Source organism: Agreia sp. Leaf244 (assembly GCF_001422695.1).
GTDB lineage: Bacteria > Actinomycetota > Actinomycetes > Actinomycetales > Microbacteriaceae > Agreia.
Window position 1 is genome coordinate 19,521 of the sequence record NZ_LMLX01000009.1, and the last position, 15,292, is coordinate 34,812.

Consider the following 15,292-nt stretch of genomic DNA (forward strand, 5'->3'; position numbering starts at 1 on the left):
CTCTCCTCGAAGGTCAGTCGCCGACTTTTGTTATCTGGAGCAGACCGTCGCCCGCAGGAGACAGGGCGACGAGGACGGCGCTCGACTTCGACAGCTCGGTGATGAGCGTGCGGAAATCGGTGGCCGTGTCGTCGCGCTGCGCGGGGTCGGCGACCCGATCCCGCCACAGGGCGTGAGGAACCGCGACCGTTCCACCCTTGCGCACGAGTCGAAGGCCGTGCTCGACATACTCGATGACCGAATCGGTGTCGGCGTCGATGAGAACGAGGTCGTAGGAGTTCTCGTTCATGCGCGGCAGTACGTCGACCGCCCGTCCGGCGATGAGGCGGATCCTGTTCGAGGGGATGCCCTCCGCGAGGAAGGCGGCACGTGCGGCCTGCTGGTACTCGACCTCGGTGTCGATCGACGTGATGGACGCCTCGGGCGCACCCCGCAGCATCCAGAGCCCCGACACGCCCGCGCCCGTGCCGACCTCGATGATCGACATGGCGCCGGATGCCGCGGCGAGCACGCCGAGTTGCGCCCCGACGGCGGGCGACACCGGATCTATGCCCAGTTCGAGCGAGTGCGCGCGGGCCTGCGCAAGCCCAGCCGGCTCCAGGACGACGTCCTCGGAGTACTTCCAGTTCATTTCTTTACCTGACACGTCACTCTCCTCCGGGCAAGCATAGGTACTGGGGGCCCTGTCAGCCGCGAGCCACGCGGCGGAGGTAGTCTGTCAGGGTGTTCAACGGGTTGTCGTTCGAGAAGCTGCTGCTCGTCGGCGTCATCGCCGTGTTCCTTCTCGGTCCCGACAAGCTCCCGAGCTACGCCGCCAAGCTGGGCCGCCTCGTTCGCACATTGCGCGACTACGCCGATGGGGCGAAGGTGCGCATGAAAGAGGAGATGGGCCCCGAGTTCGACGAGGTCGACTGGAAGAAGCTCGATCCGCGGCAGTACGATCCGCGGCGCATCATCCGTGAGGCCCTGCTCGACGACGCGCCCGCCGCTGCCGCACCCGTGGTGAAACCGGTCTCCCGGCCCGAGCCCGCGTACATCTCGCGCAAGAAAGACGCCGTGCAGTCGGATGTGCCGCAGGACCAGTCCACGCCGTACGACTCCGAATCCACCTGATCAGTCGTCTCGCCGCGTTAGATTGGTGTTATGACAAGCGACGTCGACGGCACCGATACGGTCACCGCACTGTTCTCCGGCGACGACGATCTGGTCGTGACGCAGGACACGGTGACGGCGGACTGGACCTCGTCGCCCTGGACGCTTGCGCTGCTCGTGCTCGTCGGTTGCGTCGCCGTGACCGCGCTCTTCGGCGTGGTGATTCCCGTTCTGGCGGACCTCGTGCTCGGGTGGATCCCCTTGGTCTTCGTGCTTTGACCCGCTGAACCGGCGGGGAGCGGCCTCAGCGAGGCCCTCCGCCCAGATCGAGCGAGCCGTCCGGCCTCCAGATGGCCCTCATGGCCGACGGAACGACGCCGGTCGAGCCGTCTGCTGAGATGCTGGGCATCTCGCCCGACCATTCCAGCCTCACGCCGGTCGAGGGGAACTCGTCGATCGTGACGCACGACATGGCGAAGGAGCTGCGCGGCTGCACGGCGAAGAGGCACACCATGTTGGCGGCGTTGCGACCGATGAAGAGCTCGAAGAACGGGTCGCCGATCGCCCGGATCGACTCACCGATGACTGTTCCCGGCAACGCCTGGTCTGGCAGGTCTGCGGCGGCCTGCGGGCGGTCGAAGAGAGCCAGCGCGCCGCTGCTGTCGACGAGGGGGCGCGACGTCGTCGGCTCGCTCACGACGTCGGCGGGGGTGCCCGCGTACAGGCCGACGGCGACTCCGACGGCCAGCGCGAGAATGACGGCCGTGACGAGGCGCGCGATCGCCCGGCGGGGTGCGTGCTCGGCGTGCTCGGGCAGGTCGTCGGATGCCTCGGGTGCGGTTGCGGGGGCCGGCGGTGCGGGACCGATGTCGGCGGCCTGGCCGGCGGGCGTGTCGGATGCCTCGCGAAGACGACGCGAATCGAGCAGCTGCAGCTGGCGAGCGGCGGCGCGGGCGTCGGACGACTCGCTCGAGGCGGAGAAGACGCGCCGCTGGAGCTCGCGCCTCTGCGCGTCGATCGAGGCCTGGTCGTCGTTCACCTCTGCCCCTCTCGCAAACGGGAATGCGACCATACTCGCACGCCCGCGTGAACCTCGGGCGGGCGCCCGATCAGAACGTGATGCGCCATAGATATTCCGAGCCGTCGGGACGGAACCACCGCACGACGACGATGCCGCGACGAGGCAGCTCCTGGCCCGCAACGGTGAGCCTGACCTGCTGGCCCGGATCGAGCACGAGCGGGGCGGTCGTGCGCAGGAGACCGGCGCCGAGAAGACTGAACGACAGGGCCGTGAGGCGTTCGGGGCTGCGATTGGTGAGCACAAGGGAGTGCCGGGCGCTGCGCCTGGAGATGGCGAAGGGAACGGGATACGCGACGTCGATCATGCGGGCAGGCTAGGTGCAGCGACCGACGCCGGAGTCCACTGCGGGCCCTCGGCGCGGCGTGCTGTGGACGGATCGCTCGACCGAGGTGCGGGGGAGGAGGAGCCGCTCAGCGCGGCGAGACTCCCAATCGTCGTCCCGCCAGCTGTCGGCCTCGGGTGGCGATCACCTCGGCGACCGAGATGATCGCTGCGCTGGCCGGGTCGGACGGGTTCGCAAGGACCAGGGGTTCTCCCGTGTCGCCGCCCCGGCGGAGTTCGAGGCTCAGGGGCACGGACACGAGCAGGGGCACCGGCGACTCCTGGCCCTGCGACAGGCGTCGGGCGACCTCGGCTCCTCCGCCGGATCCGAAGAGGTCGAGCACCGATCCGTCGGGCTGCGTGAGGGGCCCCATGTTCTCGATGACGCCGAAGATCCGCTGGCCGGTCTGCCTGGCGACGATGCCGGATCGCTCCGCGACGTCCGCTGCTGCGGGCTGAGGTGTCGTCACGACGATGACCTCGGCGTTCGGAAGAAGCTGACCGATGGAGATGGCGATGTCGCCGGTGCCCGGCGGGAGATCGAGGAGCAGAACGTCGAGGTCGCCGAAGAACACGTCGGTGAGGAACTGCTGGATCGTGCGATGAAGCATGGGCCCGCGCCATGCGACGGCTCCGCCCGACGCGCCCGACCCGGGGGCCGAGTCGATGAACATGCCGATCGAGATGACCTTCACGTCGCGGCCCACGGGCGGGAGGATCATGTCGCCCACGCGCGTGGGCTTCACCGCGAGACCGGTATCGTCGACGAGGCCGAGGATGGCCGGGATCGAGAACCCGTAGACGTCGGCGTCGACGATGCCCACCCGCAGCCCGCGGGCGGCGAGAGCGACCGCGAGGTTCGCGGTGATGGTCGACTTGCCGACACCGCCCTTGCCGCTCGTCACGGCGTAGATGCGGGTCAGGGAATCGGGTCCGAATTGCACGGTGCGCTGAGCGCCAGGCCCCCGCAGCTTCTCGACGAGCGCGCGTCGCTGGTCCGACGACATGATCGAGACGTCGACGTCGACCGTCGTGACGCCCTGAACGCCGGACACGGCGTCTCGCACGTCGCGCTCGATCGTGTCGGCAGCAGGGCATCCGACGATGGTCAGTCTCAGGTCGACCGATGCGTGTCCCGTGTCGTCGACCGAGACGGCCCCCACCATGTCGAGCTCCGTGATGGGCTTGCGGATCTCGGGATCGATCACGCGCGTCAGCGCCTGCCTGACGGCGAGGTCGAGCTGCGGCGCGTCGACCGTCTCAGGCACCGGGCGATCCGGCGGCACGGCGACCATCGACATCCGATTCGGCGTCTCGGTCGAGTTCGTCGAGGAACGCGCGCAACTCGGTGCGGATGAAGTCCTTGCTGGCGAGGTCCTTCATCGCGAGTCGCAGGGCCACCACCTCCCGCGCCAGGTACTCGGTGTCGGCGAGGTTGCGCTCGGCGCGCTGTCTGTCCTGCTCGATCTGCACCCGGTCGCGGTCGTCCTGCCTGTTCTGCGCGAGCAGGATCAGCGGCGCGGCGTAGGAGGCCTGCAGAGAGAGGATGAGGGTGAGCGCCGTGAATCCGATCGCGGCATCGTCGAAGCGCAGGCCCTCGGGCGCGGTGGTGTTGTAGAACATCCAGGCAACCACGAACAGGGTGAGGATGACGAGGAACCACGGAGTTCCCATGCCGCGGGCGATGGCCTCGGTTCCCCGGCCGAAGCGGTCGCGACTCTGCCGGTTGCGACGGGGGATGACGTTGCTGCGGAGGCCCTTGGGCGCGTCGAGACGGACGTCTGAGCGGTTATTGCGTGCCATTGCCGGCCCTCCTTCGTGCGCCTATGCGTACTGGTCTCTTCGTGGGAACGGGAACTGTTCCGAGGCGTTCGGGAAAACGCGTCGGGGTGCGTTTCTGGTCGTCGCCGTCGTGACTTCGCCAGTCATCGGGCAGCAGGTAGTCGAGGACATCGTCAATGGTCACCACCCCGACGAGTCGGTGGTTGTCGTCGACGACCGGAACGGACACCAGGTTGTAGCTGGCCAGGATGCGCGACACCTCGGCGGCAGAGGTGTCGGCCGTGACGGGGTCGAGGCTCGAGTCGAGCAGCGTGCCCAGTCGCTCGTGCGGAGGATAGCGGAGCATGCGCTGGAAGTGGACCATGCCGAGGAATCTGCCCGTCGGCGGTTCGTAGGGCGGAAGGGTGACGCAGATGGCGGCTCCCAGCGCCGGGGCCATCTCCTGGCGGCGGATGAGGGCGAGGCCCTCGGCCACGGTGGCGTCGGCCGACACGATGATGGGCTCGGTCGTCATCAGACCACCGGCCGTGTCGGGCTCGTACGACAGCAGCATTCTCACGTCGTCGGCCTCTTCGGGCTGCATGAGGCTGAGCAGCGCTTCTCCGCGCTCGCCCGACAGCTGCGCGATGAGGTCGGCCGCGTCGTCGGGCTGCATCTGATCGAGCACGTCGGCCGCGCGGTCGTCGTCGAGCTGGCCGAGGATCTCGACCTGCTCGCTCTCGGGCATCTCTTCGAGCACGTCTGCGAGGCGCGCGTCGGGAAGCTCTTCGGCCACCTCGAGCATGCGGGCCTGCGGCAGATCCATGAGGGTCGATGCGAGGTCGGCCGGCTTGAGATCGGAGTAGGTGGCGATCAGCTGTTCGGCGGACTGCGCCTCGCCGCCCTTGGTCTGCTCGACCACCTCGCGCCACTGCACGAACGACGTGGCGCCCTTCGCGAACGGCGAACCGCCCGTCTTGGGGCGACGCACGAAGAGCTGCGCCACCTGCCATTCGCCGGGACCGACCTCCTCGATCGCCACGTCTTCGACGGTGGCTTCGCCGCTGCCGTCGTTGAAGTCGAGTTTGCGGCCGAGCATCTCGGCGATCACCCGCACCTCGCCGCCGCGCTGCTCGAAGCGGCGTACGTTGATGAGCCCTGTCGTGATGATCTGACCGCTGCCGATCGACGTCACACGCCCGATCGACAGGAAGACCCGACGCTTTCCCGGGATCTCGACGATGAGGCCGACGACACGAGGGGACTCGGTTCTGCGGTAGACCACGAGCACGTCACGGACCTTGCCGAGGCGGTCGCCGGCGGGGTCGAAGACGGTGCACCCGGCCAATCTGGCGACGAAGACTCTGGTGGCACTCACCTCTCTAACTTAGACCTTCATCAGGGCAGCCATGGGAGGATGGGCGGGTGAGCAATCAGAAGCCCTTCGGCGGCCGTGCCCCCAGCGATTCCGCCACGATCCCCCGGGGAGAGATCGTCGCGAGCTACGAGTCCTACGGCGAGGCCCAGGCAGCCGTCGATACGCTCGCGCACGCCGACTTCCCGGTGGCGGAGGTGTCGATCGTGGGCAACGACCTCAAGAGCGTCGAACGGGTGATCGGCAAGCAGAGCTACGCCCGGGCGGCGATCTCCGGCGCGCTGAGCGGCCTGTGGCTCGGCCTGTTCTTCGGCTTCTTCCTGGTGATCTTGTCGCCGACCGCAACGTCGCTTCCGTTCATCGCCGCCGCGAGCCTCATCGGCGCCGGATTCGGGCTGCTGTTCCGCATCGTCACCTACTCGATCTCGAGGCGTCGCCGCGACTTCACCTCGACGATGCAGGTGATCGCGACCAGCTACTCCCTCGTGGTGAGCCCCGATGTCGCCAACAAGGCCCGCAACGTGCTCGAGCGCTGACGCGCCCGCCTCCCCTACGAGAGCGACGCCATCCACGCCTCGACGTCGTCTGCCGTGCGGGGGATGCCCGCGGACAGGTTCTCGGCTCCGTCGGCGGTCACGAGGATGTCGTCCTCGATGCGCACGCCGATGCCCCTGAACGACTCGGGCACCGTCAGGTCATCCGGCTGGAAGTAGAGACCCGGCTCGATCGTGAAGACCATGCCGGCCTCGACGACGCCGTCGAGGTACATGTCGCGGCGCGCCTGGGCGCAGTCGTGCACGTCGATGCCGAGGTGATGGCTCGTTCCGTGCACCATGTAGCGGCGGTGCTGTTGGTTGTCGGCCTCGAGCGCCTCCTCCGCGGTGACCGGCAGGAGTCCCCACTCGGCCGTGCGACGGGCGATCACGCCCATCGCCGTGGCGTGGATCTCGCGGAACCGGATGCCGGGCCTGACGATCGCGAAGGCCGCATCGGCGGCCTCTCGAACGGCCTCGTAGATGTCGCGCTGCACGGGGGAGAAGGTTCCGGAGATGGGCAGGGTGCGGGTGATGTCGGCCGTGTAGAGGCTGTCGAGCTCGACACCCGCGTCGAGCAGCATGAGGTCGCCCGGCAGCACGGGGCCGTCGTTCCTCGTCCAGTGCAGCACGCAGGCATGCGGTCCGGATGCGGCGATCGTGTCGTACCCCACCGCGTTGCCGTCGGCCCGGGCGCGGGTGTTGAACACACCCTCGACGAGGCGTTCGCCGCGCTCGTGCGACGAGATGCGCGGCAGGTCGCGGATGACGTCGTCGAAGCCGCGTGCGGTCGCGGCGACCGCCTGGCGCATCTGCTCGATCTCGAACTCGTCCTTCACCAGGCGCAGCTCGGACAGGTCGCGGGCGAGGGCGGCGTCGAGATCGTCGTCTGTTCCCTGCACCAGATCGCCGGCCGCCTCACGAACGAGGAGGGTCGACGAACCCGTGGCCTCGCGCACGGCCTCGAAGTCGGCGATGCCCCTGGTGTCGATGCCGAGGTCTCCGGCTACCTGGGCCAGCGACGGGCGCGGACCGATCCAGAACTCGCCGATCTCGGAGTTCGCGTAGAACTCGTCGGAGTCGCGGCCCGCCCGTTCGCGGAAGTACAGGGTCGCCGCGTGCCCGCCATCGGGGGCGGGTTCGAGCACGAGCACGGCGCCCGGCTCGCTGTCGGAGCCCCAGGCCGTGAGCCACGAGAACGCCGAGTGCGCGCGGAACGGGTAGTCGGTGTCGTTGGAGCGCTGTTTGCGGTCTCCCGCGGGGATGATCAGGGTCTCGCCGGGGTGGAGGGCGGAGATCGCGGCCCGACGCGCGGCGGCGAAGGATGCCTCGGGCCGGGCCGGCGGGATGACGTCGGTGCGATCGGCCCAGCCGCTGGCGATGTAGTCCCGGAACGTCGTCGATCCCGGGGTCGTGCTCCTGTTGCTCGCTGCGGGGGTCTCGGGTGCGTCTGTCGTGTCAGTGTTCTGTGCGTCGGCCATCCATCCATTCTGCGCCCTTCTCCACCCCGAATTCGTGCGCCGACTATGTTGGAGCCATGCCCGAGGCCCGCGATCGCATTCCGTCGCGCCTTCTCGACCTCGCGGAGCGACTGACGCCGGCCGTCTACGTGGTCTCGGCGGCGGTCGTGGTGGTCGGCGCCGTGGCCGGATTCGGCGGGCTGGACACCGTGGCGAAGGCACCCGTGGCCCGGGCGGACGCCGGTCAGGTCGTCGCCGGAAAGCAGCTCGACGTGTCGGTCGAGGACGCCTGGCTCGCCGACGGCTTCGACCCCTATTTCGAACCCGAGCCCGGCAACCGCTTTCTCGCCGTGCGGGCCGTCGTCACCAACGTGTCGGACACTCCCGTGAGCACGGTCGACGACAACGTGCTGGTCGACGGTCTCAAGGGCACGGCGGGCGAGCCACAGGCCGATCAGGTGATCAGGCTCGGAGAGTCGTCGTCGAGCCCCGTGCTTCAGCCGTTCGTCGAGCAGGAGGTCGTGCTGCTCTGGGAGATTCCGGCGTCGGAACGCCAGGAGGGCGCACGCATCACGGTGCGGGTGCTCGACAAGACGCTCAGGGAGGGATTCCTCTTCGACGCCTCCTGGTCGGATCCCGTGGTCACGGCCGAGGTTCCGCTGACGCTCGGCGATCGCGGACTCCAGTACGTGACACGCGACGAGGTGACACCGTGAGCCGCCGGATCCGCGTGACGCGGAGGGCGATCCTGTCGACCCTGACGGTCGTCGTCGCCCTGGCGGCGACGGTGGTGGTCTACGGGATCACACCCCACGGCGACGACATCAACGCCCCCTTCAACGAACGGGGCACCCTGGGCGACGTGCTGACGGGGCGAACGCTCACCGGTTCCGTGACCTCTGTGCGCCTGGCGTCGAGCTTCGATGCGACAGGGGCCGGCGACGAGTGGACGGGACCGACGACGGGCACCTGGGTCGTCGTCGAGGCCGAATTCGCAGCCACGGTCGAGCCCTCGTCGCTCTACAGACCCACCCTCACCATCGGCGACGCGACCTATTACGCCACCGAGCGCCTGTCGCTCCTCACCCTCGACAACTCCCTGATGCGACCCGGCATCGCCTCGCGGGGCCTGATCCTCTTCGAGGTCGCCGACTCCGCGCTCGCGTCCGAGGCGGCCGGCCGAGCCGAGATCGGCATCAACGCCTCGTACGAATCCATCCTGGACTCGCGGCTGGCTTTCGATGTCGACCTGCGCGGTCTCCCCGTCGAATCGGATGTCGTCGTGTCGCGTCCCGTGGACGTGGTGCTGTGAACGGCGTCGAGACCGAACCCGTCGCATTTGATCGGTCGTGGTGGCGTCGCAACCGGTGGCCCGTGCTGGCTGTCGCGGTGCTCCTTCCGGGAACCGTGATCCTCACGACGTCGAGCGAGTGGTTCGACTACCAGAACGGCCTCTATTCGCATGCGATCGTGGTTGCCGAAGGGGAGAGCGCCGAGTACGGAGGAACCGACTTCCAGGTCACGGACACCGCGATCGTCCGCGGCGGAACAGACGGGGGAGAGGAGCTCGAACTCGATCCGGACCTCGACCTCATCGTCGCGGTGCTCGATGTGACCCCCGGAGACGAACCGGTCGACTCCTGCGACCTGCAGATCTCGGCGACGAGCCCCGAGCATCCGGAACCTCGCAGGTGGAACGCCAACGTCGATCTTCCGCGGCAGTTCCCCTCGACGGGCGATTCCCAGACGACGTGCTCCGACACGGAGGGCGAGCCGTATCGTCTGGTCGTCGCAGCCACGATCCCGAGCGGAGCCGCAGAGACGGGCTCGTGGGTCGTGATCGAGAAGCTCGGGCTGTCGCCGGACTATCTCGAACTCGAGCTGTCTCCGTCCGAGGTCTCCAGCGCATCGACGTCGGTCGACAGCTCGTCGAGCGCCGCGTCGGCCGCGCGCGGCGACCTGCGCAGGCAGAAGTCGAACGCCACCGCGAGCAGACTGATGCGAACGGGCTCGACGAGAAGATCGATGAGAAAGCCGATCGGCTGATCCGTCGCCATCCACCATCGATACGGATGGGGGCCGATCGCCGCGTAGATGCCAGCCAGAACCCAGTCACCGACGCTGACCCACAGGGCGTAGGCGAACACGTAGACGGCCAGGAACACGATGCCGCCGCGCCAGATGACCCTGGCGCTGAGAAGCAGAGGTTTCGCGATCTCGATGGCATCGTCGAACAGCGGCCGGGCCCGGCGGGCCAATGCGACGGGCGCCGACGCCCACCGCGCGCCGAGCACCTGACTGCGGGGACGCTCACGGCGGCGCACCTCGACCAGCGAGGTCGCCAGGGAGCGCACGTAGACGACCCCGGCGACGAGCAGCCATGAAAGGGCCAGGAAGACGATCTCGCTGCTCGAATTCCAGACCCAGGATGCGCCGTCCCAGGCGATCTTGAGGGTCAGGGAGTTCTCGACGAGCGTCTGCCTCAGCTCGTCGAGAGACCGGATGAACTGACGGCTGTCGATCCAGTCGGGCACCACGCTGAAGATGTTCGACAGCACGTTCACGGCGATGAAGACCCAGACCGCCTCGAGGTACACCGTGATGATCGAGGTCCAGGCCGGCAGTCTCGACCGCAGGCGTTTGAGCGCGAAGCGACCGACGAAGGCGATGATCGCCACCGCGATCGATGCGGGAGTGGCCGTGACGGCGAGCACCGTATTTCCCGAATCGGCGTAGGTGAAGAAGTTGTCGGATTCGATGGCGAGACCGGCGTACTTCAGCAGATCCTGCCGCATGAGGTCCATCGCCGAGTACAGGGCGAAGAAGACGAGCACGCTCGAGAGAAGAATGTCGCGGAAGCCGAGGGCGCTCTCCTCGACGGAGCCGTCGGTGACATTGCCACGCGCGAGCCGGGTGAAGGTCGGCATGGAGTCGCGGAGCACGAGGAACATGCCGATGTACGACACCAGCCTCGCGAGGACGGCGATCGGCAGAACGATGAGTCCCAGCGTCGCGTCGATCGCGCCGAGCTCGGCGGCGATGCGGATGACGACCCAGCGAACGATCCACCCGCCGAGGAACCAGAGGAGCAGCAGCGGCCACGAGCGCCCGGCGAGCCTGAGCACCTCTCGCACCGTCGACCTCATGGGCTCATCGTAGCGGCGGGACCGGTTCACTCGAACTCGTACGATGGGCAGATGGCTTCCGCATTCCCCTCAGGGCCGATCGACCTGCACGCCCACTCCAGCGCATCGGACGGCACGGAGACGCCCGCGAATCTGGTGCGCGCCGCCGCGGCCGCCGGCCTCGGCACCGTTGCGCTCACCGATCACGATTCGACGGCGGGCTGGGAGTCGGCCTCAGCCGAGGCCCGACGTTCTGGAATCGCCCTGATTCCCGGCATGGAGCTGTCGACCAGGCGGGGCTACGCGAGCATCCACATGCTCGCCTATCTGTTCGATCCCAACAGTGCCGGCCTCGTCGCCGAGACCGCACGCATCCGCTCTGCCCGGCTCACCCGGGCGGAGGACATGGTGCAGGCCATCGGCGCGGACTACGACCTCAGCTGGGATGACGTGCTCGCCCAGACGCAGGACGGCGCGACGGTGGGCAGGCCGCACATCGCGGATGCGCTCGTGGCCAAGGGCCACTCGCTGACTCGCAGTGACGCGTTCGCCGGCATCCTGCATTGGCGAGCGGGCTACTACCTGCCGCACTACGCACCCGATCCGCTGACGGGCGTGGAGCTGATCGTCGCCGCGGGCGGCGTGCCGGTGATCGCGCATCCCGCTACCCGGGGACGCGACGGCGTGGTGACCGAAGACGAGCTCGCCCGGCTCGTCGACGCGGGGCTGTTCGGCCTCGAGATCGACCACCGGGAGAACACTACCGACGGCAAGGAGCGGTTGCGCGAGCTCGCGGCCAAGTTCGACCTCGCGATCACCGGGTCGAGCGACTACCACGGAGCGGGAAAGCCGAACCTGCTGGGCGAGAACCAGACTGCGCCCGAGGTGCTCGAGCGCCTCGTCGAGCGCAGCACCGGCTGGAAACCGGTGCTGCCCGACTGAGGTCGAACGCGACTACTCCGCAGCGCGGGGAGTGCGACGACGCGTGCGGCGACGAGGCGCGCTGTTGCCGTCGTGGTGCTCGGGACCGGTTCCCGTGTGCGTGCCGGCTCCGTCTGCAGACGAGGTGCGCGGCGCGTTCGCCGTTCCCGACTCGTGCCCGGTCGACCGCGGCGCGCGGGAGCGGGTGCGGGGCGGACGCGAGTCGCCCGTGCCACGCGGCGACCGGTCTGCGGCGGGCGCATCCGTCTTGGGCGTCGCGGGACGCAGGCGGCCCTTCGTGCCGGCCGGGATGTTGAGGTCGGAGAAGAGGTGGGGACTCGACGAGTAGGTCTCGGTCGGCTCGGGCTGGCCGAACTCGAGGGCGCGATTGATCAGGGCCCACTTGTGCAGGTCGTCCCAGTCGACGAAGGTCACGGCGATGCCCGTCTTGCCGGCACGGCCCGTGCGGCCGACGCGGTGAAGGTACGCCTTCTCGTCTTCGGGGATGGTGTGGTTGATGACGTGGGTCACGTCGAGCACGTCGATGCCACGGGCGGCCACATCGGTCGCGATGAGGATGTCTTTCTTGCCCGCCTTGAACGCGGCCATGGCGCGCTCGCGCTGCTCCTGGTTCAGGTCGCCGTGCACGGCCGCCGCGTTGAAGCCGCGATCGTTCAACTCCTCGACCAGCTTCGCGGCTGCACGCTTCGTGCGGGTGAAGATCACGGTCTTGCCGCGACCCTCGGCCTGCAGGATGCGAGCGATGACCTCGTCCTTGTCCATGTTGTGGGCACGGTAGATGAGGTGGTTGATCTGGGCCTGCACCTGACCCTCGTCGGGGTCGGTGGCCCGGATGTGGATGGGCTTCGACATAAAGCGACGCGCGAGGGCCACGATCGGGCCCGGCATGGTCGCGGAGAAGAGCATCGTGTGCCGCGTCGCGGGGGTCTGGGCGAACAGCTTCTCGATGTCGGCGAGGAAGCCGAGGTCGAGCATCTTGTCGGCCTCATCGAGAACCATCTCGCGCACGTTGGCGAGGTTCAGCAGGCGCTGGCCGGCGAGGTCGAGCAGACGGCCCGGGGTTCCGACGACGATCTGCGCGCCGGCCTTCAGCTGCTCGATCTGGCCTTCGTAGGCCTTTCCGCCGTAAATCGACACGATCGTCGTGGGGCGGTTCGATGTGGCGAGCATGAGGTCTTCGGTCACCTGCACGGCGAGTTCGCGGGTCGGAACGACCACAAGGGCCTGCACGCCGGCCTCGGGGGTGAGCCCGAGACGCTGGATGAGCGGGAGCCCGAATCCGAAGGTCTTGCCCGTGCCCGTCTTGGCCTGGCCGATGATGTCCTGGCCGTCGAGGGCCAACGGAATCGTCTGGGTCTGAATGGGGAAGGGCTCGAGGATGCCCTTGCTTGCGAGTGCGTCGGCCATGTCCTGGTCGACGCCTAGATCGGTGAAAGTCACTGTGTGATGCCCTGTCATGAATTATCGGGCTACGCCGCTTGGGGAGAATGGTCGCGGCAGGAGTTCGGACACTGAGGTGGTCTGTCCCCTGCGCGTCGGAGGCCGGCGATGGCGCCTGGCGGGCGGCGTAGACGCCCCGATTTGTGTCAGGGCTTCCCCGAGTTTACTGGATCCGCACCGATAAGGGTGCGTTGGGGCCATGGGCGGGTGCGGCGCGCCGCTAGGCTTACGAGGGTGTTCACGTTTCGCCGGCCCAAGGTGCGCCTCGAGGTGCCCCGCCTGAAGCCTCGCGGCGAGGCGGTTCAACTGCCGCGCGTGAACCTCGCCGAGCTCACCCCGGCCCTCCTTCCCTACCTGGGCCAGGCGGCGTACATCCAGCTCTCGCTCTTCGAGTCCCTGTCGCGCATCGTGACGCAGGCGCCCACCGTGGCGCACAAGGAATCGCTCGGCCCCGCGGCAGGGCAGGCCCTCGACAAGCATGAGCGGCTCGTCGCGGAGATCCGTCGTCACGTCGACGACCCGGCCGTGATCATGCAGCCGTTCGCCGCGGCCATCGACGACTACCGCGAGGTCGTGGCCGGCGGCACCTGGTCGGAGGCGCTGACGAGTCTCTACGTGAGCGCGGGCATCCTCGACGACTTCTTCATCCACTTGGCTGCGGGCCTCGAGAACGGGTCCGGTCCGCGCATGGTGCAGATTCTCGATGCCGAGAGCGGTCGCCAGGCCATCGCCACCATCCTGGCCGACAACATCGCCGCAGACCCGAAGCTCGCCTCGCAGTTGGCCATGTGGGGTCGCCGCGTCGTCGGAGACACCCTCCTCGTCGCGCGGTCCGCGATCCACCACACCGACAACCGCAACTCCGACGAGCAGCGCATCGAACCGGTCTTCACCGAGGTCATCGCATCGCACACCCGCCGCATGGACGGGCTCGGGCTCACCGCCTGACGAGCAGCTCGCGCACGGCCTCGAGGCCGTTCCACAGCTCGACGTGACTCGTCGACAGCGGCGACAGGCCCAGCCGCATGCCCTGCGGCGCGCGGAAGTCGGGGATGACGCCGCGACGCCACAGCTCGGCGGTCATCTCTCTGAACGCCGGATGCTCGATGGTCACGTGACTGCCGCGGCTGCCCGCAAGGCGCGGGGTCGCGACCTCGACACCCCACGATGCGGGCCAGTCGTCGACGACCTCGATGGCGAACCCGGTGAGCGTCTCGGATTTGCGGCGGATGGCGGGCATGCCCACCTGGTCGATGAGGTCGACCATGTCGCGGAGGGCCTGCATGCCGACGATCGAGGGCGTTCCGCTCAGGAACCTCCGCATGCCGGGCGCGGGGGAGTAGCCGGGACCCATGTCGAAGGGTGCGGCGTGGCCCATCCATCCCTGGATCGGTTGATCGAGGTTCTCCTGCAGCTCGCGTCTCACATAGACGAATGCGGGAGATCCCGGGCCGCCGTTGAGGTACTTGTACGTACACCCCACCGCGATGTCGACACCCCAGCCGTCGAGGTCGGTCGGCACGCTGGCGACCGAGTGGCAGACATCCCACAGCACGAGTGCACCCGCCGCGTGCGCGAGGCGCGTCAGCGCCGGAACATCGGCGAGGAAGCCGGAACGATAGGCGACGTGCGAGAGCAGAACGAGAGCGGTGTCGTCGCTGAGAACGGCCTCGAGCTCGGGCGCCGTGACCCCGCCGCGGGTGTCTGACTCGATCCAGCGCACGACGAGGTCGCGTTCCGCCGCGATCGCCTCGACGAGGTAGCGATCCGTCGGAAAGTTGTCGGTGTCGACGACGATCTCGCGACGACCGGGCCGGGCGTCGACGGCTGCGCGGATGAGCTTGTACAGCAGCACGGTCGTCGAGTCGCCTACCGCCACCTGGCCGGGCGCCGCCCCGAGGGTGACGGCTCCGATGCGATCGCCGAGCGTGAGGGGCAGGTCGAACCACTCCTCGTCCCAGCCCCTGATGAGGCGGGCGCCCCAGGCCTCGGGCACGAACTCGGCGAGTCGAGTCGCGCTGGCCCGGAGCGGGCGCCCCAGTGAGTTGCCGTCGAGATAGGCGACGATGCCCGGGTCGTCCGAACCGACGAACAGATCGCGCCTCGACCTCAGGGGGTCGTGCGCATCGAGCTCCTCGGCTCGGGCGAGCGATGTCATCGAA

The 15,292-nt window shown here is 68.5% G+C and carries 17 protein-coding genes; 7 read left to right on the top strand and 10 right to left on the bottom strand.

Annotation, left to right across the window (positions count from 1 at the left end):
• Nucleotides 1-13: 13 nt before the first annotated feature.
• A complete protein-coding gene (locus ASF06_RS18775; RefSeq protein ID WP_055950751.1) occupies nt 14-646 on the bottom strand; it encodes an O-methyltransferase in 633 nt (210 codons plus the stop codon).
• Between the two features lie 77 nt (nt 647-723).
• Between ASF06_RS18775 and ASF06_RS18780 the strand changes: the two genes are divergently transcribed.
• Together ASF06_RS18780 and ASF06_RS18785 are read left to right on the top strand one after the other, a co-directional pair.
• The gene (locus ASF06_RS18780; protein WP_055929901.1) at nt 724-1,113 is read left to right on the top strand and encodes a twin-arginine translocase TatA/TatE family subunit; all 390 of its coding nucleotides are present in this window, start codon (nt 724-726) and stop codon (nt 1,111-1,113) included.
• 30 nt (nt 1,114-1,143) lie between these two features.
• Nucleotides 1,144-1,371: a hypothetical protein gene (locus tag ASF06_RS18785; RefSeq protein WP_055929898.1), complete on the top strand. Its 228-nt coding sequence runs from the start codon at nt 1,144-1,146 to the stop codon at nt 1,369-1,371.
• 25 nt (nt 1,372-1,396) lie between these two features.
• On the opposite strand, the gene ASF06_RS18790 is transcribed toward ASF06_RS18785, so the two are convergent.
• From ASF06_RS18790 to ASF06_RS18810, 5 genes are all read right to left on the bottom strand, one after another.
• Nucleotides 1,397-2,131, bottom strand: a complete 735-nt coding sequence (locus ASF06_RS18790; RefSeq protein WP_157439264.1) for a hypothetical protein — start codon at nt 2,129-2,131, stop codon at nt 1,397-1,399.
• Between the two features lie 70 nt (nt 2,132-2,201).
• Complete coding sequence (locus ASF06_RS18795; RefSeq protein WP_055929892.1) at nt 2,202-2,477, bottom strand: hypothetical protein; 276 nt, start codon at nt 2,475-2,477, stop codon at nt 2,202-2,204.
• A gap of 106 nt (nt 2,478-2,583) precedes the next feature.
• The gene (locus ASF06_RS18800; RefSeq protein ID WP_055950758.1) at nt 2,584-3,789 is read right to left on the bottom strand and encodes a P-loop NTPase; all 1,206 of its coding nucleotides are present in this window, start codon (nt 3,787-3,789) and stop codon (nt 2,584-2,586) included.
• On the bottom strand, nt 3,755-4,297 hold the full coding sequence (locus ASF06_RS18805; protein WP_055929885.1) for a DUF1003 domain-containing protein: 543 nt from the start codon (nt 4,295-4,297) through the stop codon (nt 3,755-3,757). Before ASF06_RS18805 ends, ASF06_RS18800 begins: the two co-directional genes overlap by 35 nt.
• Nucleotides 4,284-5,633, bottom strand: a complete 1,350-nt coding sequence (locus ASF06_RS18810) for a magnesium transporter MgtE N-terminal domain-containing protein (RefSeq protein WP_055929882.1) — start codon at nt 5,631-5,633, stop codon at nt 4,284-4,286. The genes ASF06_RS18805 and ASF06_RS18810 overlap by 14 nt, the downstream gene beginning before the upstream one ends.
• Nucleotides 5,634-5,680: 47 nt before the next feature.
• Between ASF06_RS18810 and ASF06_RS18815 the strand changes: the two genes are divergently transcribed.
• Entirely contained in the window at nt 5,681-6,166 is a 486-nt protein-coding gene (locus tag ASF06_RS18815) for a general stress protein (RefSeq protein ID WP_235497230.1), read from the top strand.
• A gap of 14 nt (nt 6,167-6,180) precedes the next feature.
• Here the strand turns inward: ASF06_RS18815 and ASF06_RS18820 are convergent, their stop codons facing one another.
• Nucleotides 6,181-7,644: an aminopeptidase P family protein gene (locus tag ASF06_RS18820; RefSeq protein ID WP_055950761.1), complete on the bottom strand. Its 1,464-nt coding sequence runs from the start codon at nt 7,642-7,644 to the stop codon at nt 6,181-6,183.
• A 56-nt stretch (nt 7,645-7,700) separates the two neighbouring features.
• Between ASF06_RS18820 and ASF06_RS18825 the strand changes: the two genes are divergently transcribed.
• Together ASF06_RS18825 and ASF06_RS18830 are read left to right on the top strand one after the other, a co-directional pair.
• Nucleotides 7,701-8,339, top strand: a complete 639-nt coding sequence (locus tag ASF06_RS18825; RefSeq protein ID WP_055950764.1) for a hypothetical protein — start codon at nt 7,701-7,703, stop codon at nt 8,337-8,339.
• Nucleotides 8,336-8,935, top strand: coding sequence for a hypothetical protein (locus ASF06_RS18830; protein ID WP_055950767.1), 600 nt, complete (start codon nt 8,336-8,338; stop codon nt 8,933-8,935). Before ASF06_RS18825 ends, ASF06_RS18830 begins: the two co-directional genes overlap by 4 nt.
• A 553-nt stretch (nt 8,936-9,488) precedes the next feature.
• Here the strand turns inward: ASF06_RS18830 and ASF06_RS18840 are convergent.
• Nucleotides 9,489-10,769 (bottom strand): hypothetical protein, encoded by a 1,281-nt coding sequence (locus tag ASF06_RS18840; RefSeq protein ID WP_055950772.1) that lies wholly within the window; start codon nt 10,767-10,769, stop codon nt 9,489-9,491.
• A gap of 51 nt (nt 10,770-10,820) precedes the next feature.
• Between ASF06_RS18840 and ASF06_RS18845 the strand changes: the two genes are divergently transcribed.
• The gene (locus ASF06_RS18845; protein ID WP_055950775.1) at nt 10,821-11,690 is read left to right on the top strand and encodes a PHP domain-containing protein; all 870 of its coding nucleotides are present in this window, start codon (nt 10,821-10,823) and stop codon (nt 11,688-11,690) included.
• Between the two features lie 12 nt (nt 11,691-11,702).
• On the opposite strand, the gene ASF06_RS18850 is transcribed toward ASF06_RS18845, so the two are convergent.
• Nucleotides 11,703-13,097: a DEAD/DEAH box helicase gene (locus ASF06_RS18850; RefSeq protein WP_235501078.1), complete on the bottom strand. Its 1,395-nt coding sequence runs from the start codon at nt 13,095-13,097 to the stop codon at nt 11,703-11,705.
• Nucleotides 13,098-13,364: 267 nt separating this feature from the next.
• Between ASF06_RS18850 and ASF06_RS18855 the strand changes: the two genes are divergently transcribed.
• The gene (locus tag ASF06_RS18855; RefSeq protein WP_055950781.1) at nt 13,365-14,078 is read left to right on the top strand and encodes a ferritin-like fold-containing protein; all 714 of its coding nucleotides are present in this window, start codon (nt 13,365-13,367) and stop codon (nt 14,076-14,078) included.
• Here the strand turns inward: ASF06_RS18855 and kynU are convergent.
• On the bottom strand, nt 14,068-15,288 hold the full coding sequence (kynU, locus tag ASF06_RS18860; protein ID WP_055950784.1) for a kynureninase: 1,221 nt from the start codon (nt 15,286-15,288) through the stop codon (nt 14,068-14,070). The genes ASF06_RS18855 and kynU overlap by 11 nt on opposite strands.
• Nucleotides 15,289-15,292 lie beyond the last annotated feature (4 nt).

What these genes read in the sequence shown, in the direction of transcription:
- ASF06_RS18795 (WP_055929892.1), bottom strand. Translation starts at nt 2,477, where the DNA reads ATGATCGACGTCGCGTATCCCGTTCCCTTCGCCATCTCCAGGCGCAGC.
- ASF06_RS18825 (WP_055950764.1), top strand. Translation starts at nt 7,701, where the DNA reads ATGCCCGAGGCCCGCGATCGCATTCCGTCGCGCCTTCTCGACCTCGCG.
- ASF06_RS18845 (WP_055950775.1), top strand. Translation starts at nt 10,821, where the DNA reads ATGGCTTCCGCATTCCCCTCAGGGCCGATCGACCTGCACGCCCACTCC.
- ASF06_RS18840 (WP_055950772.1), bottom strand. Translation starts at nt 10,769, where the DNA reads ATGAGGTCGACGGTGCGAGAGGTGCTCAGGCTCGCCGGGCGCTCGTGG.
- ASF06_RS18785 (WP_055929898.1), top strand. Translation starts at nt 1,144, where the DNA reads ATGACAAGCGACGTCGACGGCACCGATACGGTCACCGCACTGTTCTCC.
- ASF06_RS18805 (WP_055929885.1), bottom strand. Translation starts at nt 4,297, where the DNA reads ATGGCACGCAATAACCGCTCAGACGTCCGTCTCGACGCGCCCAAGGGC.
- ASF06_RS18820 (WP_055950761.1), bottom strand. Translation starts at nt 7,644, where the DNA reads ATGGCCGACGCACAGAACACTGACACGACAGACGCACCCGAGACCCCC.
- ASF06_RS18850 (WP_235501078.1), bottom strand. Translation starts at nt 13,097, where the DNA reads ATGGCCGACGCACTCGCAAGCAAGGGCATCCTCGAGCCCTTCCCCATT.
- kynU (WP_055950784.1), bottom strand. Translation starts at nt 15,288, where the DNA reads ATGACATCGCTCGCCCGAGCCGAGGAGCTCGATGCGCACGACCCCCTG.
- ASF06_RS18800 (WP_055950758.1), bottom strand. Translation starts at nt 3,789, where the DNA reads ATGGTCGCCGTGCCGCCGGATCGCCCGGTGCCTGAGACGGTCGACGCG.